This window comes from Desulfotruncus arcticus DSM 17038 (assembly GCF_900113335.1).
GTDB classification, from domain to species: Bacteria; Bacillota; Desulfotomaculia; order Desulfotomaculales; family Desulfallaceae; genus Desulfotruncus; species Desulfotruncus arcticus.
This window is the reverse complement of record NZ_FOOX01000014.1, coordinates 26974-50404: the sequence shown is the minus strand read 5'-3', so window position 1 is coordinate 50404 and position 23431 is coordinate 26974. Positions and strand designations below refer to the sequence as shown.

21 protein-coding genes are annotated in these 23431 nt (G+C 47.1%); 10 read left to right on the top strand and 11 right to left on the bottom strand.

Annotated elements, in window-relative coordinates; genetic code table 11:
* Window positions 1–26: 26 nt before the first annotated feature.
* From BM056_RS17515 to BM056_RS17480, 8 genes are all read left to right on the top strand, one after another.
* Entirely contained in the window at window positions 27–1271 is a 1245-nt protein-coding gene (locus BM056_RS17515; RefSeq protein WP_092472823.1) for a nickel pincer cofactor-dependent isomerase, group 22, read from the top strand.
* A gap of 70 nt (window positions 1272–1341) precedes the next feature.
* Window positions 1342–2334, top strand: a complete 993-nt coding sequence (locus BM056_RS17510; RefSeq protein WP_092472820.1) for a hydroxyacid dehydrogenase — start codon at window positions 1342–1344, stop codon at window positions 2332–2334.
* An 18-nt stretch (window positions 2335–2352) separates the two neighbouring features.
* Entirely contained in the window at window positions 2353–3513 is a 1161-nt protein-coding gene (locus tag BM056_RS17505) for a UxaA family hydrolase (RefSeq protein ID WP_092472817.1), read from the top strand.
* Window positions 3514–3712: 199 nt separating this feature from the next.
* Window positions 3713–5158, top strand: a complete 1446-nt coding sequence (locus BM056_RS17500; protein ID WP_131820783.1) for a hypothetical protein — start codon at window positions 3713–3715, stop codon at window positions 5156–5158.
* A 106-nt stretch (window positions 5159–5264) separates the two neighbouring features.
* On the top strand, window positions 5265–5867 hold the full coding sequence (locus BM056_RS17495; RefSeq protein ID WP_165613587.1) for a UxaA family hydrolase: 603 nt from the start codon (window positions 5265–5267) through the stop codon (window positions 5865–5867).
* A 2-nt stretch (window positions 5868–5869) separates the two neighbouring features.
* Complete coding sequence (locus BM056_RS17490; RefSeq protein ID WP_092472811.1) at window positions 5870–7024, top strand: UxaA family hydrolase; 1155 nt, start codon at window positions 5870–5872, stop codon at window positions 7022–7024.
* Between the two features lie 74 nt (window positions 7025–7098).
* A complete protein-coding gene (locus BM056_RS17485; RefSeq protein ID WP_092472808.1) occupies window positions 7099–7857 on the top strand; it encodes a fumarylacetoacetate hydrolase family protein in 759 nt (252 codons plus the stop codon).
* Between the two features lie 55 nt (window positions 7858–7912).
* Window positions 7913–8317 carry a PaaI family thioesterase gene (locus tag BM056_RS17480; protein ID WP_092472806.1) on the top strand — a complete coding sequence of 135 codons (405 nt, stop codon included), beginning with the start codon at window positions 7913–7915 and terminating at the stop codon, window positions 8315–8317.
* 201 nt (window positions 8318–8518) lie between these two features.
* On the opposite strand, the gene BM056_RS17475 is transcribed toward BM056_RS17480, so the two are convergent.
* From BM056_RS17475 to BM056_RS17440, 9 genes are all read right to left on the bottom strand, one after another.
* On the bottom strand, window positions 8519–9763 hold the full coding sequence (locus tag BM056_RS17475) for a Glu/Leu/Phe/Val family dehydrogenase (protein WP_092472804.1): 1245 nt from the start codon (window positions 9761–9763) through the stop codon (window positions 8519–8521).
* Window positions 9764–9916: 153 nt separating this feature from the next.
* A complete protein-coding gene (locus BM056_RS17470) occupies window positions 9917–10153 on the bottom strand; it encodes a MoaD/ThiS family protein (protein WP_092472802.1) in 237 nt (78 codons plus the stop codon).
* Window positions 10154–10198: 45 nt separating this feature from the next.
* Window positions 10199–12340, bottom strand: a complete 2142-nt coding sequence (locus tag BM056_RS17465) for an aldehyde ferredoxin oxidoreductase family protein (RefSeq protein ID WP_174549974.1) — start codon at window positions 12338–12340, stop codon at window positions 10199–10201.
* Window positions 12341–12371: 31 nt separating this feature from the next.
* The gene (locus tag BM056_RS17460; protein WP_092472800.1) at window positions 12372–12767 is read right to left on the bottom strand and encodes a 4Fe-4S binding protein; all 396 of its coding nucleotides are present in this window, start codon (window positions 12765–12767) and stop codon (window positions 12372–12374) included.
* A 4-nt stretch (window positions 12768–12771) separates the two neighbouring features.
* On the bottom strand, window positions 12772–13965 hold the full coding sequence (locus BM056_RS17455; RefSeq protein ID WP_092472798.1) for an NAD(P)/FAD-dependent oxidoreductase: 1194 nt from the start codon (window positions 13963–13965) through the stop codon (window positions 12772–12774).
* Window positions 13966–14556: 591 nt separating this feature from the next.
* On the bottom strand, window positions 14557–16071 hold the full coding sequence (locus tag BM056_RS17450) for a sodium-dependent transporter (RefSeq protein ID WP_092472796.1): 1515 nt from the start codon (window positions 16069–16071) through the stop codon (window positions 14557–14559).
* Between the two features lie 48 nt (window positions 16072–16119).
* Window positions 16120–16290, bottom strand: coding sequence for a hypothetical protein (locus tag BM056_RS26315; protein ID WP_165613586.1), 171 nt, complete (start codon window positions 16288–16290; stop codon window positions 16120–16122).
* A 378-nt stretch (window positions 16291–16668) separates the two neighbouring features.
* Complete coding sequence (locus BM056_RS17445) at window positions 16669–17403, bottom strand: FadR/GntR family transcriptional regulator (protein WP_092472794.1); 735 nt, start codon at window positions 17401–17403, stop codon at window positions 16669–16671.
* Between the two features lie 36 nt (window positions 17404–17439).
* Window positions 17440–18372: a DMT family transporter gene (locus tag BM056_RS17440; RefSeq protein WP_131820782.1), complete on the bottom strand. Its 933-nt coding sequence runs from the start codon at window positions 18370–18372 to the stop codon at window positions 17440–17442.
* Window positions 18373–18555: 183 nt separating this feature from the next.
* On the opposite strand from BM056_RS17440, the gene BM056_RS17435 reads away from it, so the two are divergent.
* Complete coding sequence (locus BM056_RS17435) at window positions 18556–19548, top strand: ornithine cyclodeaminase family protein (protein ID WP_092472790.1); 993 nt, start codon at window positions 18556–18558, stop codon at window positions 19546–19548.
* Between the two features lie 260 nt (window positions 19549–19808).
* Here the strand turns inward: BM056_RS17435 and BM056_RS17430 are convergent, their stop codons facing one another.
* On the bottom strand, window positions 19809–21731 hold the full coding sequence (locus BM056_RS17430; protein WP_092472788.1) for an aconitate hydratase: 1923 nt from the start codon (window positions 21729–21731) through the stop codon (window positions 19809–19811).
* A 24-nt stretch (window positions 21732–21755) separates the two neighbouring features.
* Window positions 21756–22430, bottom strand: coding sequence for a GntR family transcriptional regulator (locus BM056_RS17425; protein ID WP_092472786.1), 675 nt, complete (start codon window positions 22428–22430; stop codon window positions 21756–21758).
* Window positions 22431–22662: 232 nt separating this feature from the next.
* On the opposite strand from BM056_RS17425, the gene BM056_RS17420 reads away from it, so the two are divergent.
* Window positions 22663–22998, top strand: coding sequence for a DUF3870 domain-containing protein (locus BM056_RS17420; protein WP_092472784.1), 336 nt, complete (start codon window positions 22663–22665; stop codon window positions 22996–22998).
* Window positions 22999–23431 lie beyond the last annotated feature (433 nt).

The following is a 23431-nucleotide window of genomic DNA, read 5'->3' as shown; positions in this document are numbered from 1 at the left end:
TATCAGAAGGGAATGATTATTATTTTATGGACGTTCCCAGGTTATATTTAATTTCCCAAAGTTTTTCTCAGCCGGTAGTTGAAAATATAGCAGAAGAGGTTGCACGACAACTAAAAAACATTGCCATCGACCAATTAATACATCGGGATCAAAGAGTAGCTATAACCGCCGGCAGCAGAGGAATTAAAAATATTGCCGAGATTTTAAGTGTTGTTGTAACAGAGTTTAAACATTTAGGTGCCAGGCCTTTTATTGTGCCGGCCATGGGAAGTCATGGCGGCGGTACTGCTGAAGGCCAAACTGAAGTTTTAAACAGCCTGGGTATCAATGAAGCAACTGTTGGCGCTCCCGTAATATCTGATACGGAAGTGGTGAAACTGGGGCGGACCGAAAAAGGCGCCACGGTTTATATGGATAAAAACGCATTTTATGCCGATGCCATCTTTGTTATCAACAGGGTCAAACCTCATACAAAATTTAAGGCCAGCATCGAAAGCGGCTTAATGAAAATGATCGCTATCGGCCTTGGCAAACAAAAAGGATGCACTGAATTACATTCCTTTGGCTTATATCCTGAACTAGTTCATGCCGCCCGCATGGCGCTGGAGAAGGCCCCGATCATAGCCGGATTGGGTATCGTAGAAAATGCGTCCAAACAAACTGCCAAAATTACAGCAGTCAGGAAAGAAAAAATGGAAGAAGCGGATGCCGAGCTGTTGGTTTTGGCCAAGGATTTAATGCCGGCTCTGCCTGCTGAACATATCGATCTGTTAATAGTTGAAGAGATGGGTAAGAACATCAGCGGCAGCGGGATTGATGTTAATGTAATCGGCCGGGTTACCAAGCCCGTTCCCAGTGAGGAAAAACCACAGGTCGATAACATCGTGGCGCTGGATTTATCTGATGCATCACACGGCAATGCTTTGGGTATGGGATTGGCTGATGTTATTACCCGGCGCTTCGCTGATAAGATCGATTTCCAAGCCACTTACGCCAACGTTATTGCAGCGGGCTCTCTGGGAAGGGGCAAGATGCCCGTTGTCCGGGAAAACGATAGAGCTGCCATCAACGTTATTCTTAACAGTTTACCGGGTAAAAATGAGCAAGATGCCAAAATAGTTTTTATCAAAAACACAATGGAATTGACTAAATTATTAGTGTCTCAGGCTTTACTCAAAGAGCTGGAAGCTAAACCGGGCATAAAAGTTTTAACTGAACTTACACTGGAGTTTGATGATAAAGGAAATCTAACGAACAAAGGATGGTGGTAGACGGAACTATAACCCCAGATTAAAAACTTTGACCATTATAAATAAATTAGAAATTAACGAGGTGTTATAAATGGCTCCCAAAGTGCTATTAACCGAAGCAATTCATGAAGAAGGCATGAATATAATCAAGGAAGCCGCACGGTTGGAAATTGCCGCGGACCCGGGAGAAGAAACGGTCATTAAGGCTATCGCCGATGCAGACGCACTGATTGTGCGCAGCACCAAAGTTACCGCAGCCATAATTGAAGCGGGGAAACAATTAAAGGTTATCGGCAGACATGGTATCGGCCTTGACAATATCGATCTTGAAGCGGCCAACCGCTGCGGGGTTGCGGTGGTAAACACTCCCGAAGCGAACGTCATGTCTGTAGCCGAACATGTATTGGCTACCATGCTGTACCTGTGTAAACGCATTAAAGAGGTGGACAACGCTCTGCGCGTGGGAGAGTTCGACCAGCCCGGTTCTTTGCCCGGTTTGGTTACCAAACTCGGCTATACAACTGAGGAGTTATACGGAAAAACGCTTGGTTTGGTAGGCTTTGGGAAAATTGCCCGGAAGACGGCCGAACTTTGTGTTAAGGGTTTTAATATGAAGGTGTGCGGTTACGACGCTTACCTGGCACCTGAAATGATTAAGCAGGCGGGAGTGGAGCCGTGCGGGTCACTGGAAGAAGTCTTTGCCAAGAGTGACTTTATATCAGTTCATGTACCGTTGACACCGGGTACAAGAAACCTGATCGGGAAAAAACAATTGGACTTAATGAAACCCACGGCTTATTTTATTAACCCGTCCAGGGGCGGTGTGGTCAATGAGGAAGATCTATACCAAGCATTAAAAAACAAGTCCATTGCAGGCGCCGCGGTAGACGTATTTGCCAAGGAACCTCCCGCTAAAGATAATCCCTTGTTTACACTGGAAAATATTGTAGTAACACCACATATTGCAGCTATGACCGACGGGGCCCTTGTTCGTATGGCCCGCGATGTATCTGCAGGGGTTATGTCTGTTTTGCGCCGGGAGCGCCCCCAAAATCTGGTTAACCCCGAAGTATGGAAAGATTAATCCCGCGGGTGATTTAAAATGGAGCAAATTACCGGTTATCTGCGGGCCGACGGAAAAATAGGCGTCCGCAACCACGTACTTGTTATTCCAAGCTCCGGGTGTGCCTTGCATGTTGCGAAGATGATAACCCGTAAGGTGCCGGGTGCGGTATGCCTGGCCAACCAGTACGGCTGCGGGCAAATAGGAAAAGATTTGGAACAAACTTTCCGCACTCTGGCCGGTTTGGGGCGTAACCCCAACGTTGGCGCCGTTATGGTTGTGGGATTGGGATGCGAATCTTTGCAGCCGGGACTGCTGGCGGATAATATAGCACTATCCGGCAAGCCAGTGGAAATGATTATTATTCAGAATAACGGTGGAACTTCAGGCGCCATTGCCAAGGGAACGCAGCTATTAAAAAAATTAGCGGCAAACGTTGCGAAAGCAGAGCCCTCCCATTATCCGGCCAGTGAAATAATACTGGGTTTGGAATGCGGAGCTTCCGATGCCACTTCAGGACTGGCGGCAAATCCTTCCCTGGGATATGCTGCAGACATGCTCGTTCAATCCGGTGGCAGTATAATCTTATCGGAGACTGTTGAAATTATTGGAGCTGAACACGTGCTGGCAAGAAGGGCGGCAAACCCGGAGATAGCTGCAAAGCTGCTCGGAGTTGTACAAGCGTTTGAGCAAAGAGTGGTTAACGAGGGCAGCGATATCAGGGATACCCAGCCTACACCCGGCAATAAGGCGGGAGGGATCACCACCCTGGAAGAGAAATCTCTGGGCTGCATTTATAAGGCGGGAACAACTGCCGTTAATGATGTGCTTGCTTACGCCGAGGGAATCCGGGGCAAAGGTTTATCCGTAATGGATACACCGGGGCATGATATCCAATCTATGATCGGCATGCTGGCGGGAGGAGCGCAAATCGTGGCCTTTACCACCGGCCGGGGAAGCCCCTGTGGCACGCCTATAGCGCCGGTGGTAAAAATCACTGCCAATAAACAAACATATGCTAAAATGATGGACAACATCGACGTGTACGTTGGCGGCGTGATCGAAGGCAGCAGCTCAATACAGGTATCAGGAGCCCAAATATATGAACAGGTTATGGCCGCTTGCAACGGTCAATTAACCTGTTCGGAGAAATTGCAGCACAGAGAATTTGCTTTATGGCGTATTGGGACCAGCTATTGATCTTCGCACAGCCTGTAAGACCCCGCCCTCTTAGGTCGGGGATAACAGGCTGTAAGCTCTAAATAAGTGCGACTAAGGTTTAGCGGTCAGGGGACACACCTCTGCTTATAGGTCAAACTTTTGGGTCGAGGTATGTCCCCAACGTATGGGTCAAAACCCCACCTGACCAAGTCTTCTTTATTAAGCTAACCGTGAAAGTATGGCGAGTAAAGTGCTAAAACTTATCAGAGGCTATTCAATATTTATTACAGGCCTGCTTTATATAGTAACTGCTTTATTGGGAGTTGGCAACTGGCACGGAATTTTAAGTGTCGCCACTTTGCTGGTAATAGTGCAGTGTATAACCGTAACTACCGGATTAACAAGGTTTGTTGGTTACGGTCTCTTTTTTATAGGGTCCGCCCTGCTGATATATAATGATAGTACTATGTCGACCTGGTTCAATGCGATTATCCAGAACGGCATGGTATTAACGCTAATTGTTTTCGTTCCGTTGATGGGATTGCCGTTAAGTTTTCCCAAGTACCATGCGGCATTGGAGAGCATGCTTCAAAAAAGCATAACCGGCAGCCGCAGCGGTATTTATCTTCTGGGCCACGGCATATCTCACTTGCTGGGCAGTGTAATGAACATTGCCTGTATTTCCATCACTTATAGTGTCTTGATCATAGGCACCGGGGGCAAGTATCGCAATATGCTGGCCCGGGCGGCGATGCGGGGTTATGGCGGCATATTGTTCTGGTCGCCTAATTCCGCTGCTGTCGGAGTGGTACTGGCCTATTGGGGAGATGATCTGGTTGATCTAATTTTATATGGCCTGCCGCTGGCTCTTCTGACCCTGGTTGTAGGGTGGCTGGAAAACCGAGTCCGGTATGGAGCTGCCGGCAGAAAGCCTGCCAGCAACAGTCCGGGCACCAGCAATTCAAATGAGCGGCTTGGAGCATCAGTGCAACAGCCGGATAGTGCAGCTGCCGGCGGTTCCAATATCAATAATGATGAAAACAGGTATATCAAGCAGCTTGTGGTGGGGATAACTGCAATGCTGGCAATTATTATCCTTTTAGACATGCTTACATCAATAAGCATTTTAGCTCTCGTACCCCTCGTTGCGCTTATTGTTCCGTTAATCTGGGTGGTCTTAACCGGTGACATGGCGAACTATAGTTTTGAGTTTAAAAAATATCTAACCGAGATGATCCCGCAAATGTCAAATGAAGCAACCATTTTTCTCGGCGCCGGTTTTTTTGCGGTGGCGGTGGGGGTTTCTCCCATTGGGCACTATCTGCCCTTATTGTTCAAAAGTGTTGCCGGAAACGCTACGCTGGTATTATTGCTGACCGGAGTTCTCATTATCGGGTTATCTTTGTTCGGGCTTCACCCCATGCTTACGACTACCAGTATTTTAACTGCTTTTACTCCACAGGCCCTGGGGCTGTCCTTCCCTTTTATGGCCATGGCGATACTGGGAAGTTTTGGACTTGCCGTTACCTGCTCACCTTTTTCCGCCGGCAATTTAAATGTTGCCGCTATTGTGGGGAAGGATTCCACGGAAGTATCAATTAAGTGGCAGCTGGCCTATACACTATTAATGTTTTTGGTTTTAGTCATTTATTTGAATGTTATAAAATTGCTCTTTGGCATATAAGTTCCTTATATATTGCCTGAAAGCAAACACTGCAGATGTAACTGACCGGCCAATGCTGCCCACGCCGAACATTGCCAGACAAAATTTTCCTTGGGAGGGACAAGTTATGACACAAGCCGGCAGAGAGGCAATTATTTTAAACATTAAGGATAACACAGGCACCGCGCTGAAGGACCTTAAAGCCGGAGCAGCTTTAAATATTGCTGTTGAAGATAAACAATATCGTATTGTTTTGCGGGAAGATGTTCCTTACGGTTTTAAATTCGCCCTCTGCAAAATACTCAAAGGGGAAGCTGTTATAAAATACGGAGAGACGATAGGCCGGGCTACCATTGAAATTAATGAAGGCAGCATTGTTCACGAGCACAATATGGAAGGCTTGCGCGGCAGGGGTGTTTTGCAACCAACTAGCAAGGAGGATATGAGCATGAAGCATAAGTTTTTAGTTCATGGTTATGAGGACAATGTCGGGGTAGCCGTCCAGGATATTAACACCGGCGAAAATGTAATAGGTGTCTTCTTGGACACCAATGATGAAACAACCATACAATCCAACCATGATATTCCACTTGGACACAAGATTGCCTTAAAGCCGATCAAAACCGGTGAATATGTTTTTGAATACGGTGAAACAATCGGTAAGGCAGTCCAGGATATCAATCCGGGAGACTTGGTGCATGTTCACAACATCAAAAGCGTGAGGTGGTAAAAATGAATACCAAAATATTAGGCTATCGCCGTGAGAATGGCCGGATCGGCATTCGGAATCATGTATTGCTGCTGCCTTTGGATGCGGTGTCTTATCCAGTATGCCGAGCGGTGTCCAATACCGTTGCAGGCACGCTGTTTATTACTCACCCGTATGGGCGCATGCAATTCGGGGCGGATTTGGAGCTGCACTTCAGGACACTGATCGGTACCGGCAGCAATCCGAATGTGGCGGCAGTAATTGTTATAGGGATAGAACCTAATTGGACGAAAAAAGTGGCCGACGGCATTGCCAAAACCGGTAAGCCGGTAGCTTATTTTTGGACTGATGAAAACGGCGACTTGAAAACGATAGAAAGAGCTTCGCGTAAGGCGGTAGAATTTGTACATTATGCAACAGCATTGGAAAAGGTGGAGGCCGATTTAAAAGACCTGATCTTCGGGTACAAGTGCGGCGAGTCGGACACAACCTCCGGGTTAGCAGGTAACCCGGCTGCCGGTGTGGTCTGTGACCGGTTAATAGAAATGGGATCCACGGTAATGTTTGGCGAAACTCCCGAAATCACCGGCGCAGAGCATATCCTGGTCAAGCATTTTGCCACCAAAGAGCTGGGAGATCAATTCCTCAAAACACATAAAGAGTATTTGGACCTCATTTTTTCCAAAGGCGAGGATCTCCTTGGCTCGCAACCCAACCAAGGCAATATCGCCGGGGGCATATCCACGATTGAAGAGAAAGCTTTAGGCAATATTCAAAAGGTTGGCAAATCCCCGATCGTTGGTATTCTGGATACATGTGAAGCACCCGCCAAGCCCGGACTCCATTTTATGAATACTTCTTCGGCCGCCGCCGACTTAGTGACAGCTATGGCGGCAGCAGGAGCCGCGATGACCGTGTTTATCACCGGGAAGGGTAACAATGTCGGCAATCCGATTACTCCGGTGGTTAAAATATGTGCCAATCCCAAAATTTGCAGTCTGGTGCCGGAAAACATCGATGTTAATGTAAGCGGTATAATCAGCCGGGAAATAACATTGGAGCAAGCCGCCGACAAAATTATGGAGTGCATCATTAAAACATCCCGCGGCCGCTTTACCGCGACAGAAGTGCTCAAGCACGATGAATTTGCTTTAACGCGGCTATTTCCCCAATCATAAGTTAAAAAATATTATGCGCTTCACACAACAACACATTTACAGCAAATTAACGATAAACTCGAGGAGGATCGATTATGAAATTTACCCGATTTTCCAATAATGGAGAAACCATGTATGGTGTTTTGGAAGGAGAAAAGATCACCAGATTAAGCGGCGATTTTCTACAGGGAAATGCGGAGAAATTAAATGAGGTTTATTCTTTGCAAGATGTGCAGCTGCTGCCACCGGTGATTCCCGGCAAGATTATTGCCATCGGACTCAACTACGTTAAACACGCGGAAGAGAGTAATAAGCCGATTCCCGAGGAGCCGATGATGTTTATGGTATCTCCCTCTGCGGTAGTGGGTCAGGATGATCAAGTCATTTTGCCGACGTTGGATCACCGGATTGATTATGAAGCGGAACTGGCTATCGTGATAGGCCAGGAAGCAAAAGGAGTCAAAAAAGATGAGGCTCTGTCTTTTGTATTCGGTTACACCTGTGCCAATGATATCTCCGACCGGGATTTACAAAAGAAGGATATCCAGTATACGAGAGCCAAATCATTTCATACCTTCAAACCGTTAGGGCCTGTCATTGAAACCTCTCTCGATCCGAATAATGTCGAGATCAAACTCTTTATTAATGGAGATGTGCGCCAGCATTCCAATACCAATGATTTAATTCATAATGTAGAAACAATAATTGAGAAAGTGACGGAGGTTATGACATTATATCCCGGTGATGTAATTCTGTCAGGCACGCCTTCCGGCGTAGGACCGTTGCACCCTGGTGATTTAATCGAAGTAACAATCGAAGGAATCGGTGTACTTAAGAATACCGTGCAAGGATGAAACAGGTAAACGGATTGTTTTTCCGGTTGCCCATTGTACAGGAGGAGCAGCTGTTATGAATCAGGAACAAGTGCAAGATCAAAGTACCCCTTTGGATCAAGGCGAGTACTGGAAGATGTTAGGAATGACTATTGTACAGAGCAAAAACGGAGAAGCGGTAGTTAAACTGGAGGCAGGCCGGAACCTGACGCAAGTTTTCGGCCGGGTCCATGGCGGCGCCGTTGCTTCTTTGGCCGACGCCGCCATTGGGGCGGCCCACAGGAGTTACTTGAAGCCGGGGGAGAGTCAAGCCACCATTGAGTTGAAGGTAAACTTTTTGAAGGCTGTTAATCTTGGAGAGCTTGTCGCTGAAGCCCGGATTATTCATAAAGGCAAAAAAATATCATTCGGCCAGGCTGAAATAAGGAACAGCGAGGGCGACCTAGTAGCCTTTGGCGTCGCTACCTACATGGTTATATAAACGGACGCATTGCAGCGTCTAAGGATTGGCGTCCGCTTCGCAGAACGACGCTGTATCTTTGCTCACTCTTTAGCAATTTCGAATAAGGCGTGATAGGGTAACCGGCATAAAACCTGGCTCAGGCGTAAATAACGCCTTTTGCCATGACCCGGTTACCCTGCACCGGTTTTTTGCATCGTGTTGCCAACTAGCTTTCCCGTTTTAGACCCAGCCCCTGGCCTTAATGGCTTCTTCCACCCTGCGCAGAGCCCTCACCCAGGCAGCCATCCGCATGCTGATCTTTTCAACCTCCGCCGTCCGGTAAACTATATTAAAGGTTTCAGTAAACATCTCGTCATATTTCCTGTGTACCTCTTTTTCCACCCAGTAATACCCGTATGTTCCCTGTACCCTTTCCAGGTAGGCGATAACTGTTCCTCCCCCGTTGGCCAGGATATCCGGAACCACCTTAACGCCCCGCTCGGTCAGGATCTTTTCGGCGTCAGGCGTCGTGGGTCCGTTAGCACCTTCAACAACTAATTTGGCTTTAATGTTACAGGCCATCTCAACAGTAACAACCCCCTGCACCGCCGCCGGAATCAATACATCACACGGACAGGTCAGCAATTCAAGGTTAGTCATAGCCTGAGCACCTGGAAAATCGATTAAAGTATTATATTTCTCCATATAACTGTTAAGCTTAGCTATATTAAACCCGTTTTCATTATAGATAGCGCCGTGGACATCGCTTACCGCCACAATTTTAGCGCCAAAGCTGTCCAGAATCCGGGCCGCCCACGAACCAACTTTTCCGTAGCCCTGAACAGCCACGCGCAGGCCTTTAATATCCCAGCCTGTTGCCTTGCAGGTCTCACGCACGGCAAGGCTTACCCCGAGTCCCGTTGCCGCAGCCCTGCCCTGGGAGCCGCCTAAAGCAACCGCTTTGCCGCTAACCGCGGAAGGCTCATGGCGCATACCGTGGACCTGTTCCCATTCATCCAACATCCAGCTTTGGGTGTCGGCCCCCGTCCCGATATCAGCGCCGGGAAAATCCACACCGGGTCCGATCAAGGGAGCAATTGACCTTATATAAGCCCGGCACACCCGTTCCAATTCGGCTTCCGAAAGGACCCCGGGATCACAGCGCACTCCGCCTTTGCCGCCGCCGGCGGGGATGCCGTTAAGTGAATTCTTAACCGTCATCCACATCGCCAGCGCCTTGATGTCATCTAAAGTTTCATCGGGGCTGAATCGAGTTCCCCCTTGGATTTGCCCCAAGGCATGATTATGGTGCACCCTGTATCCGGTAAAGAAAATAGTTTTCCCGCTATCCAGCTTGACGGGGAAATTAACAATCAACACTCGTTGCGGCTCACATAACATGGCCAGCGTTTCCGGCTGCAGCCCGGCAATATTGGCGGCCTCCTCCAGTTGAGCCAAAGCTATCCCCAAAGCGGTATTATTCATTTAATACAGTCCCCTCCATAAGAAAGGCGCGCACAGTCAATTCCCTCGGTGCGCGTTTTTCAATACTTTATTTCGATGCCCCGGCAATAAATTATGGGTATTTATACGCCTGGGTGTGTCCCCCATGCGCCGATGCCAGGCACAACCCCGAGCTTACCCCCCGCCGAGAGGGGGCACAAGAGTTACCACATCCCCATCAACAGGCAGATAATCCCTTCTCCTGCATTGGCCGTTTACAATAATCGCCGCCAGGCCGGCTACGTCGATCCCCAGCTGATCAGTCAATATTTGCTGCACTGACAAGGGTTCATCCAGCATAACGACAATTTTTTCCTGCTTGTTGGGGAACTTTTCACGAATTATTCCCGTTGCCCGTAAAGTTATTTGCAAGTTAATCCAACTCCACTGATAAAAAGCATACACTTTATAATCGCCTTATGCGCTGAGGTGTTCCTTTACCACTTCAATTACATCGGGGAAATCAATCCTTAACCTTTTCAGCGTCTCCAAAGTCGGGATACCGTTCATTGTCCAGCCGCGCCGCTTATAAACGGCATCCGCCAGTTTTTCATACTGTTCTTCCTTGTATTGCCGCAAAGCCTTTATTTTCTCTGCCGTGGTTTTGCCCGCGGGGTCAAAGCCCATGTTATCTTTCAGCTGTTGGTCGTAGCGGTCGGCGCGGGATTCGTATTCTTCCACGGTAACCGGTCCAACAGAACGGTAAGGAACAGCATCATGTTCCCTGGTTCCGTAACCCATCTTCAGGTTAAAGACCCGCTGGAAGTTATATATGGCCTCGGACTGAGACTTCAGGCCGTCTTTGGTTATTTCCCGGCCGGTAACCCCGGAAAACAGGTCGACATAGTTTTCTATGTGTTCCGGTACTTTTTCAGGTTCCTCAGTATCTGCATTATCCGCCGGCACTATATCGTTCCAGGGCAGTTTACACAACCCGTTGAGACCGAACCAGGTGCGCAGCATGGGGAAGTAATGCAGCGCCTCCGCCTTGTCTTCAAAGGTTGGTATCTGATTGAGAACCATATCCATGAAAATAAGCCATGCTTCGTCGTGGTGGGCGCCTTTATTGCCCAACCCGTAACCGCCCTGCTGGGCCAGGGACTCTTTGGTTACATATTCGGAATACTCCAGACCTTTTACTTCCATCCCAATATCCTGCAGGAATTCAGGGTCGGCCTGATATTTTGCAGCAAATAACCTTTTCATCCGCCGGATGCCGAGGCCGGCTATTTTACCAAAACCTTCACCTCGGGCAATTTGGTGCAGCAGTTCCATAGCGGCTTCAGCGTTACCAAAATTAAGTTCCAGCCCGCCGGTAATATCCTTATTGATAATGCCCTTTTCGTAACATTCCATGATAAAAGCAGTGCCTGTTCCGAAAGAAATAGTATCAATGCCATACGTGTCGCAGTAGAAGTTCCCCTCCAGTACATAATCATCATCAAATATGCCAAGATTGGTCCCCAACCCGGCTATGGTCTCATATTCCGGGCCGTCGACCAAAACTTTGCGCCCTTTATAGGGGCCCGTTTTAAGCTCGTATTTTTCCACAACCTTGGCGCAGCCAAGCGTGCAGCCATACCAACAGCCATCGGTCCCGGTGTGCGTAAACCGGTCTATCCACCCGTCGGTAACCTTATAAGCTTCGGGGTGGGAACCGAACTTGAAATTCAAGGTTGGTATCAAGTCATACTCGCGCATAATGGGGGCCAGGTGTGCAGTACCTTTCCTGCGCATTTTATTTTGTTTGTCATCCAGCGTGGCAATTTCCCTGTGCATCTTGATGCCGGTTTGGCATATACGCTCTTTATCCGCCGGGTTGTTGGAATAACCCTTAAGCCCGCTGTATTTGACCACCAGCGCCCTGATTTTTTTGTTTCTGAAGACTGTGCCCGTGCCGCCGCGACCCGCTTGCTTCAGCCTAACAGACTTTCTCCGAAGGTCATAAAACGAAAAATTAAGCACGCCCCAAAGTGAATTGTCGGCGCCAATACCTGCGGAAACTACAGAAACATTCTTTTTATTATTGTCTGATCCGGCGTACAGCTCAGTTAGCTGATCAGCTAACATATGGCTGTTTACATCCTCTAAAGTTACTTCCTCAATGCTTACCGTGCCGGTATCGCCGTCTATATAAATAACCACGTCTTTTGCCGCTTTACCCTGTATTTCTATGGCATCCCAGCCGGAAAATTTCAAATAGGGACCAAAGTAGCCACCAACGTTGCTGTCTATCACCGAACCGGTTGTTGGGGACAATGTTACTACCAGGGATTTTCCTGCACCCGGATACTGGGTAATCCCGCCAATTGGTCCGCTGGAGATAATAATTTCATTTTCCGGGTCATTCCACTTGGTATCCCCCGTTACAGCGCGCCACAGGTAGTATAGTCCGAAGCCCCGGCCACCGATAAAAATATCCTTCATTTGGTCGGTCACAGGCTTGCTATTAATTGTATGATCAGCTAAGTTTACATAAAGCGTTTGATTAGCGTATCCTTTGTCAATCGCCGGTATCTCATAATTAAAAGTTGCTATGACTTTGCGGGGTATACTCATGGATTATCGCCTCCTTCTTGATCAAATCCAACTAAATTTCTTCTATATATAAAGCCCGGGCCGGACATTCCTTGGCACATTTGCCGCAAGCGATGCATTTATATGGCTCATCCATGCTTAAGTGTTTTTGCATGGCCCCGGCGGGGCAAAAGCCAACACAGGAATAGCAGCCCACGCACTCACTTTTTCTGATCAGCACCGTACCATTCTTGGCCCTGTAGATCGCCTGCACGGGACATACTTCAATACAATTGCCGCACTGGTCACAGGCCACGATAGAAACCAGGCCGGTATCCTGTGACCTGGCGCCTATTTTAATGGCCGATAATTCTTTGTTAATGCTTTTGGTAAAGTTAGTGGAGCATATTTCTTCACACTTATAACACTCTGTGCAAAGTTCCGGTTTTGTCCTTAATACTTTCACCATTCGATTAATATACCTCACTCTCCAATAACAATTGATTTTCCGCAAACCGGGTAATAGAAAATGGAGTTAAATCTATCGTCTCGTATTTCCCTAAACGGATCAGTTCCGATAACGCTTTACCGGCCGCAGGTGCTTGTTGAAAGCCATGACCGCTAAAACCGGTGAGTAAATAATAACCATTCATATCGGGATGCTTACCAATGATCGCGTTATGATCTATATAATTATATTCATAAAGACCGGCCCAACCTGTTTCCAACTTTAATTGATCGAAATTAGGAGAGCGTTCGGCTAATAAAGGCCAAACTTCTTCGTTAAAATATGATCTATCTAAAGTAAAATCAAAATTGAAGCTGTAATCTTGTTGCTCTGTCTCATTAGATCCCTCGCGCGAACCGATAATTACTTTAAGTCCTTCACCCTGGAAGTAGGTGCCTAAATAGTCAAAAACAAATGGGATGTCTGTTTTAAACGGCACGGCCAAGTCGACACAATAAACTTGCTTACGATAAGGACGAACCGGTATATCTACCCCCATTGTCTTACTTATTTCACCGGACCAGGCTCCGGCTGCATTTACCACAATTGGTGCATGATATTCTGCGCCGGTTTCCAATTTCACACCCTTTACTTGATGAAGTCCATCGGTTAAAAGGGCTTGAACCTTCTCGTAAACGTACTCCACTCCCAATCGTTTAGCATGTCTCACATACCATTGCAGGACGGAATAAGGATCGGCATTACCGCCTTCCACATCAAAAACGGCACCCGCCAAATCATCAACATTCAGCTCCGGGACTAAAGATTTTGTTTCTTCAGGGGTTAGTAATTGTACATTTACATCATAACTTTTCTGCACCTTCATGTTTTCTTTTAACAGGGATAACGCTTGCTCATTAGCTAAATATAAATAACCATGTTGTTTAAAATCAATTACTGCCGGTTCATCATCCAGAGCCATTTCCTTTTCAAAATTTTTCAGTACTTGCAAACTAAGCTTGGACATTTGTATATTTCCCGGAATACTGAATGTTTGACGGAATCCTCCGTAACAGCGTGGAGTGGAAGAATATTCATACATGCGGTCTTTTTCAAAAACAACAATGCTTCCGGTATATCCGTCTTTGCGCAGGTTATAGGCTAAACTTGACGCCATGATCCCGCCGCCTACAATAATCAAATCATACTTCTTAATCATAATAACCTCCCCGTTATTTTTCATGACAGTCTATATGCCCGGCTCCACTTATTTATGGATGATAGCGCATCCAGTGCTGCGCTTACTCCGGGAACCACCGGATCACCTTGCCTACGGTATCCATTTTTCATCCTCTGCTGGTGCCGCACCGGTGCCATGGTGGTCTATAAGGAACAAAATAAAAGTCGTTAAATTGGTCGGACCATCGTAATCCAACGCAGCGAAAAAAAATATACTGGTCAGACCACTTTAAACAATTTTCCACATTAATACGAATTTTCCTGCCCGGCACGAAAATTTTTCAGTAAAATTGTTTTTAATGTGGCCCGACCAATAAAGAAGACTTGGTTCAGGTGGGGTTTTGACCCCACCTGAACCTTAGTCGCACTTATTTCGAGTTTATCGCCGTTTAACTCCCGCCTGTAGAGGCGGGAGTCTTAGCGGCGGTTAACGAGATAAACGATAATTAAGTTAATCTTTATAATTATTTGCTTCTAAGGGCCTTGGTAATAAAATATAAAAATCCACCCATAAAGGTCCCTAAAATGATAATCATCATGATAATGGTTACACCGGTAAATTGGTAATCCATTACATACCCCTCCCAAGTTTGGCGTTTTGCTTGCCGCTATCAGCCATCTGGCTACCATAGGGGCGCTTAATCATTTTGTTAAACCAGCCGTTTAATATACCTACTACCGCAAACGCAAAGACAACCTGTACGACAATGGTACCTACACTGAATACTTCCTTGGGATCCCACCAGTTGTCGGGGTACCAGGTAACCGCCTGCCACAACCACCAACCCAGGAAAAACACAAATATTACCGGGATGCAGTACTTGATGGAGAAAACAAACCAGTTGCCCAATTTAATATCGCTGACCGGGTTGACGTCTTCGTCACGCATTTTTTCAACCCCGTATTGGATCGCGGCTATGGCATAGAAGAGGCAGCTGAACAACAGGCCGATACCCCAAACCCAGTCCTGGTTGTTAAAAATATCCATGCTGATGGCGGAAGGGATGCCCATCAAAAAGCACACGGCAACAACCCATACAATAGCTCTATGCCTGTCCATGCCAAAGTCCATAAAGTTCCTGGTGGCAAACTCCACCATGGCGATCAGTGACGATATTGCGGCAAAAGCCAGAGCGATGAAGAATACCACAGACATAAAGTAACCGCCGGGCATTTTACCGAAAAGCTGCGCCATATAGATGAAGGTTATACCGGTATTACCAGAGCTCATCGCCTGGTGCATATATTCAGCCGACGGAGCCAGAGCGAAAATGGCCGGGATAATGGCCATCCCTGCCAGCAGTTCCACCGTGTTGTTACCCATACCTGCTGTTAGAGCATTTTGGGCAATATCCTCTTTTTTCCTGGTGTAGATGGCATAAGTCGCATACAAGCCCCAACCGGCTCCGGTAGACCAGGCCGACTGTGACAGAGCCTGCAGCCATGTATCGGCTTTAACCAGATAAGCCGGATCGGGGGTAAACATGTAGGCCAAGCCGGCCATGGCCCCGTCCAAACTGAGGGATTTGATAACTGCAACTATCAGCAATACAAATAATGCCGGTAAAAGAAATTTACTTGCAGCTTCAATACCGCGTTTAACCCCAAAGTATACCACTATGCCGCTTAAAACTATGGCCATAAAGTGAAAGCTGATCGTTTGGGCGGGATTGGTGGTGAATGTCTCCCATAATTTATTGGTGTCGACTCCCGAATGAAAGGCGCCGCCAATAGCCAATGAGGCATATTTAATAGTCCAGCCAACCACCACTGAATAGTAAAAGGTAATAAATATGCAAACCCAGGTAATGAATCCACCCATCCAGGTATATTTACGACCCACAAAATCTCTGAAAGAACCTGTGGTACCCAACCTGGTTTTACGTCCTACCACCATTTCCACCATAATCAGCGGGAAAGACCACAGGAACAAGAATATAGCCCAGCCAATTAAAAATGACCCGCCGCCGTTTTCCGCAACCATCCTGGGGAAGCGCCAAATGTTGCCGGTGCCGATGGCCATACCCATAGCCGCCAATATATAGCCAACTCGGGTACCCCACTCTTCACGTTGATTGTTAACCATAATATCCTCCTTAGTCAAATAGTTGAAAAGCTGCCGGTAACGCGAATGTTATGTATCCAACTGCGCAGCATCTTCGAATACACTCCCCCTTTCCCAGCAAATTGCCGCTATGCTTAAATTGATGTATGGCACATCATGCCGGCATAAGGCAGTACTGCCACCCCGGTCTGCCATAATCACAAAGCGCTGCATTAAGGGCGTATGGCAGGGATAGCGCATGTTTCATAGCTATCTACGCCGTTTCCACCGCCGGACATTTCCTCAGTGACAATTAAAATTAATTTGGCTTATTAAAATATTTTGAATTATACTTTGGCACAAAAATGGCAAGTCCGCTTGTCTTAACTGGTATGACCAATTTGAGTAAAAAATACGCCAATTTTTTTAAAATTCCTCCTAGTCTCAAAAAAAATTTTTAAAATATTTTTAAGGTTTTTAATAATTAATTATATCTATAGAACAACTATATTGGCAACAAAAAAACCCTGGCTAAAAAGCCAAGGCCCCATTACCTTTAAAATACAAGTCAAAACCTCTTCGTTTTGTATGTAATTTTATGTTTATATTTTGCCCTATCACGATTATTATGTCAATATGTTAATCGGTGTTTTCATCATTTATTAAACGTTTAGTCTCGTTTATAGCATGCTGCAGATGATCTTCTATAAGCCTGGCCGCCAATTCGGCTTCTTTATTCTTGATGGCCTCATAAATTTCAAAGTTTTGATCACACCACGTTTTAATTGGCCCTTTCAAAAGCTCTTTTCTGGTGGGGCCGTACGCCTCTTTCATCAGCCCGGAAAGCATCGTCATGATGTTAAATAATACCGAGTTTTGGGTAGCCCTAGCAATAGCCAAGTGAAAGCTTATATCGGATTCATCAGCGTCCCGGTTGTTGGTCACGTCATTATACATTTCAATAGCCGCTTCCCGGATCTGGTACAAATCAGATTTGCTGGCCCGCTCGGCGGCCAGCTTCACATTTTCAACCTCCAGGATCTTGCGGGCTTCCAACAGCTCCAGAACGCTTTCTTTCTCCTTCAGCATGATGCTGGCCAACGGCTCAACGATACTCTCCACGCTAATTTTTTTGATGTAAGCCCCCCCGCCGGGTGTAATTTCTATCAGCCCCATGGAATCCAATGCGCTTAAAGCTTCCCGCAGCGCGGATCTGCTCACCCCCAGCTTTTCAGCCAGCTGTCTTTCCGGCAGCAGCTGGTCACCGGGAGCTAAAGACCCTTCCTGGATGAGCTGCCTAATTTGCGCTACAATATCCCTGTATAACCTGGTCCTTTTTTTGCGCTTAAAATCCAATTCTTCACTATGACTCATGTCGTATACATGCACCTCCACATGCCAAGCATACCCTTAATCTATATTTTTCCCGTTCTCTGAAAATCCTTCCGGCAAACTGCCCCGTCTGAAAAAGTTGACACCACCCGGAAGCTGCACAATGAGTACTGCCAGGATAACCAGCGCCGCACCGGCTGATTGAATGGGGTCGAGCACCTGTCCCAGCATGACGTACGCAAAAAACACCGCCATCACCGGCTCAAGGGTGGCAATAATACTGGCCAGCCCGGTTTCTACATGCTTTAGAGCAGCTATGTAGCATAAATAAGCCAATAATGTAGGCACTAATCCGATATATAACAGGTAGTACCAAACAACATTTTCGTAATGGGCTATAAACACTTCAGCGGGAAAATGCAAAACAGATAAAAACAGCAAACCAAAACCCTGGGAATATATGATCACCGTCCAGGCATGATAGTTGGCCGAGGTTTTTTTGCCGAAAATAGAATACATGGCATAGCAAAAACCCGCCGTTACACCCAACAAAATACCGGACATGTTTAACTTTAAATTGGCCGCATCATAGCCCTTAACCACCAGAAAACACCCTGAAATCGTTAATAAGATGCAAAATATTTTTTTAATATTAATTACTTCGTTGAAAATAAACCTGGACAGCACCACCACCATGGCCGGTGCCGTATATAAAAGAATGGCCGCCATGGCCACGCCGGTTTTTTCAATGGCATAAAAATATGAGTAATAGAACATGGTTACACTGATAAATCCATATAAACAAAATAATGGAATATCGCGCAGCTTAATTTTAAGTCGCGACCTATCAAAAATCAAGCAGATTACAGACATGGCCAAGAAGCAAATGGCTGCCCTAAACCAAATTACCTGCTTGGGCTCCAGGCCAATGGCAAAAAGTTTTTCCCCCGGTATACCGATACTGCCCCAAGCCGCTGCGGCCAGCAGAATTAACACATAGGACAGGCCCACTACCTTCACTCCTAACCTTGCAGCTATTTACGCAATGCCTAATTCTGGTCTATAATGGTAAGACCAATTCTAGATCAACATTAGTATTTCCTGCTTTAGCCTGATCTTTTTTGCATTTGGTCATCAGGACGTTAGATTAGATAATCTATTTTGCCAACTAATCAAAGAAAGGAGTAATTTAAATTGCTGGTACTTACACAGGAAGACATTAAAAAAGCAATTACCATGCGCGAGGCTATAGACGCCGTGGAAACAGCTTTTGCGCAGCACTATTTGCAACGGGCCGCCATACCTTTGCGCACCAGGATTCATTGTACCAAGTCCGACGGGGACGTGCTGTTTATGCCCGCTTATATGCAGGACCTGGACGGAGTCGGCATCAAAATCGTGTCCGTGTTCCCCCGGAATGCAGCCTCCAACAAACCCACTATTTCAGCCATCATGCTATTAAATGACGTGACCACCGGCGAACCACTGGCCCTCATGGATGCCACCTACCTTACCGCACTGCGCACCGGCGCCGCCTCGGGTGCAGCCACCAGGCACCTGGCCAACCAAGATGCCGCCAGGGCGGCCATATTTGGCACCGGGGCACAGGCCCTGAGACAGCTGGAAGCAATATTAGAGGTCAGAAATCTGGTTGAGGTTATGGTTTTTGATATAGATCCCGGAAGAGTCGGCAGCTTTATCGATACTTGCGCAAAAGAGTTAAGCAGGTTTACCTTCAGCCTGAAACAGGCCGCCGACCCGGATGAAGCAGTGCGCGCCGCTGACATTATAGTTACCGCCACCACCTCCCGCAAACCCGTTTTCCACGGTCATGATATTAAGAACGGCGTACATATCAACGGCATAGGCTCGTATACCCCGGAGATGCAGGAGCTTGACGCACTGACCGTTTCCAGGGCCGATAAACTGGTGGTGGATGCTTACGATGCTTCGCTCAAAGAAGCAGGGGATTTAATCATACCCCTGGAAAAAGGCCTGATAACCACTAGTGATATCTACTGCGAAATCGGTAAAATCACATCCGGTCAGGCGCCCGGCCGGGAGAATAAAGAGGAAATAACTTTGTTTAAATCGGTGGGCATAGCCGCGCAGGACATCGCCGTGGCCAAAATTATCTATGATCATGCGCTGGCCAAAGGACTGGGACAGCAAATAAACCTTTCATAAACGTTTAAATAATACATGGAAAAAATGCTTTTATCAAATTCCAAGACTCCCACTTCTATAAGTGGGAGTTCCTATTTTTACTTCAGGTGGGGTAGAATCCCCATCTGAAGCCCCGATGTTCAGCTTTAGCTGAACGAGTTCACTTTTCACGAAGCACGCAGTCCGTAGATATAACTGCGCCCCGGATGCCGCGCACGTACGGGAGAAGCAATACCCCGATCAAGGGATGGCTTCTCCCGGCGCCAATACCCCTACAACTCCTACACTTTGCTTTTAACGTAATTTAAGAGCCCACCGGCCTTTAGTATTTCCATTTGCCTAACCGATAAGCTGTGCTTAACGGGATAGCTTTCCTGCCTGGTAATATTGTTGATTATAATTTCATTAGCCGCCAAATTCTCCAGCAGGTTTTCAATAACCAGTTGATCACCGGCTTCAATGCCGTCGTAATCCGTTTCATTTTCAAAGACCAGCGGCAGCAGGCCGAAATTAACCAGATTCTGCATGTGAATTCTGGCAAAGGATTTGGTCACAACAGCTTTAATCCCGAGGTATAAAGGCGCCAGCGCCGCGTGTTCCCGGCTGGAGCCCTGCCCGTAATTGAGCCCGCCGACCACAATGCCGCCGCCTGCCGCAAGGGCGCGCCGGGCCAAGGTGGAATCCACCCGCTCAAAGCAATGCATGGAGATGGCCGGAATATTGGAGCGAAGCGCTAAAATTTTTGCTCCGGCAGGCATGATATGATCGGTAGTGATGTTATCCCCCACCTTCAGCAGCACTTCACCCGCCAGCTTATCCTGAAGCCGGTTGGCTGCCGGCATGGGTTTGATATTCGGCCCCCGGACAAGCTCCACTGCCCTACCGCTTTCCGGCGGCGGAATAACCATCCTGTCGTCCACCGCAAATTTTTCCGGCATGTTAATCAGGATGGGCTCACCCAACCCGCGGGGGTCCGTTATTTCACCCGCCAGAGCCGAAGCCGCCGCCGTCTCGCAGCTCACCAGGTAAATTTCGGCGTCCGCGGTGCCGCTGCGCCCCTCAAAATTGCGGTTGGAAGTACGCAGGGAGATACCCGCTGAAGGAGGCGACTGCCCCACCCCGACACAGGGCCCGCAGGCGCATTCCAATATTCTGGCCCCGGCATCCACCATATCGGCCAGGGCGCCGTTGGCGGCCAGATTGCGCAAGACCTGACGGGAACCGGGCGCGATCACCAAACTAACCTCCGGATGTACAGTTTTCCCTTTTAGTATCGCGGCCACCCGCATCAGGTCCGTATATGAAGAGTTGGTGCAGCTCCCGATGAACACCTGGTTAACTTTACGTCCCGCCACTTCCGAAACCCCGGCCACATTATCCGGCATGTGTGGCAGGGCAATCAGGGGTTCAAGCAAACTTAAATCTATCTCTACAACCTCATCATAGGCAGCGTCGGCATCGGGCAGCAATTCCAGATAGTGGTTCGGTCTGTTTTGGGCTGTCAGAAATTCCCTGGTCACTGCGTCACTGGGAAAGATTGAGGATGTGGCTCCCAGTTCGGCGCCCATATTGGTAATGGTGGCCCGCTCGGGCACGCTAAGGTAGGCAACTCCCTCCCCGGTATACTCCATCACTTTGCCGACACCGCCCTTGACGCTAAGCCGCCGCAAAACTTCCAAAATGATATCCTTTGCCGCCACCCAGGGCGCCGGCCGGCCGTGCAGCCTGACGTTGACTACCCCGGGCATTTTAACGTAAAAGGGATAACCGGCCATGGCAGTTGCCACATCGAGGCCGCCGGCACCGATGGCCAGCATGCCCAGCCCGCCGCTGGTGGGCGTATGGCTGTCTGAACCCAATAATGTTTGGCCGGGCCGGCCGAACCGTTCCAGGTGGACCTGATGGCAAATACCGTTCCCCATACGGGAAAAATAAACACCGTATTTGGCTGCGGCGCTTTGTAAAAACCGGTGGTCATCGGCATTTTCGTAGCCTACCTGCAATGTGTTATGGTCAATATAACTAACTGACAGCTCAGTTTTTACTTGATCAATACCAATTGCCTCAAATTCCAGGTAGGCCATGGTACCCGTAGCGTCCTGGGTGAGGGTTTGGTCTATTTTAATGGCGATCTCCTGTCCGGACACCATTTCCCCTTCTATAAGGTGAGCAGCTATAATTTTTTGAGTTAAGTTGAGGTCCAAATGTTACCATCCTTTCAGCTAAGTCTAATTTCCCATAAAAGTCTTCAGGCACTGCTTGCAGGCAGCTTTTAAGTGTTTGATGACTAATTCTTTGGCCTTTTGTACATCCATCCGGTCAACAGCCATCAATATTTCTTTATGTTCCTGCAAAGCTTCATGCCTTCGTGATTGGTTGGACATGGTCATCCTTCTGAACCGGGAAACATATTCCTGCTGCGCATTGATCAAGCTGATCAGCCGCGGCATTCTGGATGAATTATTCATTACATCATTAAAAATCCTGGATAATCGTAACAGCTCCTGATCGTCATTCAACTCAATTAATTGCTCCATTCTTTCCACAAGCTCGAACAGTTTTTCTTTTTCGCCAACGGTTATGTTTTCAATTATAAAAGCAATGGCTGTAGTTTCCAGGGCTTCACGTATGGCATAGATCTCAATGATATCATCCGCGGTTATCCCCCTAACCACCAAACCTTTGCGAGGCAAGCGGTTGACCAATCCCTCCACCTCAAGTTTCCGCAGCGCTTCCCGAACGGGAGTACGGCTTACCTTCAGCCTTTCGCCCAATTCTTTTTCCACCAGGCGATCGCCGTGTTTTAACTGTCCTTCGAAGATAGCCTGCCTGAGGGTTTCGTAGACCATATCCCTGATTGTCCTGGCATTGGCCGGGTTGAATTTTTCCATGTAATTTTCCATCTTCAACCCTCTCTCACTAAATGTATTTTAGGATCCCGGTATACTTTTCTGAAAATTTTATTCGACAGACACCGGCTAAATACCTTTTTTTAAATCATCCAATCTCGATGGTAATTATTTTACTAAAATAGGTATCTTTTTATTAAAAGCAGCAATATCGACTTTCTCCTTCTCGCTACATTGATTGCGAAGGATTTATAAAACAATTTATCGAATATTAACAGGTAAATTGATGAAAGGAGAGGGTACTATTTCCAGAACGGTGTTTTTAGCTGGGCACGCCGTATTGCCTCAGGGTATGGCGGCCAAGGGGCTGTACGAGCATATCGCAATTGTAGTGGAAATCGACAAAAGGTATGGGGTTGTGATTGATGCCCGGTGTACTTTAGTAACGGATTTGGCAAATAAAGTGGTTCAAGATTTATTAAGAGGATACTGTATTCACGACGGGGTCGAGGAAGCTATTGCCAATGTTATCGAAAGATATCATGGAGCTGCAAAAAATGCTATAATTGCAGCATTAAAAGATCTTTACAGGGAATATATTAAGTATAAAAACACTAAATAATACCGTTTTATTCCAAGCAATGAGATTAACAGCAGGTAAAGCGAGAACCCGCAATTATATAATGTTTAAAAACTACTGTTTTTAATGTGACCGATTAAGTTTTCATTAGGCGTAACAAGCAATTTACAGCCAGTTGGCTTTCTATAGCTGGCTATTATTTTTATAATAAAAGGTGGTGTAAATAGCTTGTTTTCTTAAAAAATAGTAATAATAGCTTTTACCAACCTGGAAGATAGTCTAATGTTATAGAGCAACCCGGGCGCCCGATGGGGTTCTGTTAAGGATAACTGAAAGGACCTTCCTATGAATAAAGTTATTCCGCGAAAGGTCCTCTCGTATAGGAGTTGATGGTTATCTGATGGTCGAAAATCCGCCGAAAAATCCAATACAAGCCGCCTCGTTGAGTGTTAAACCATGTTGTGCCTCGAAAAAT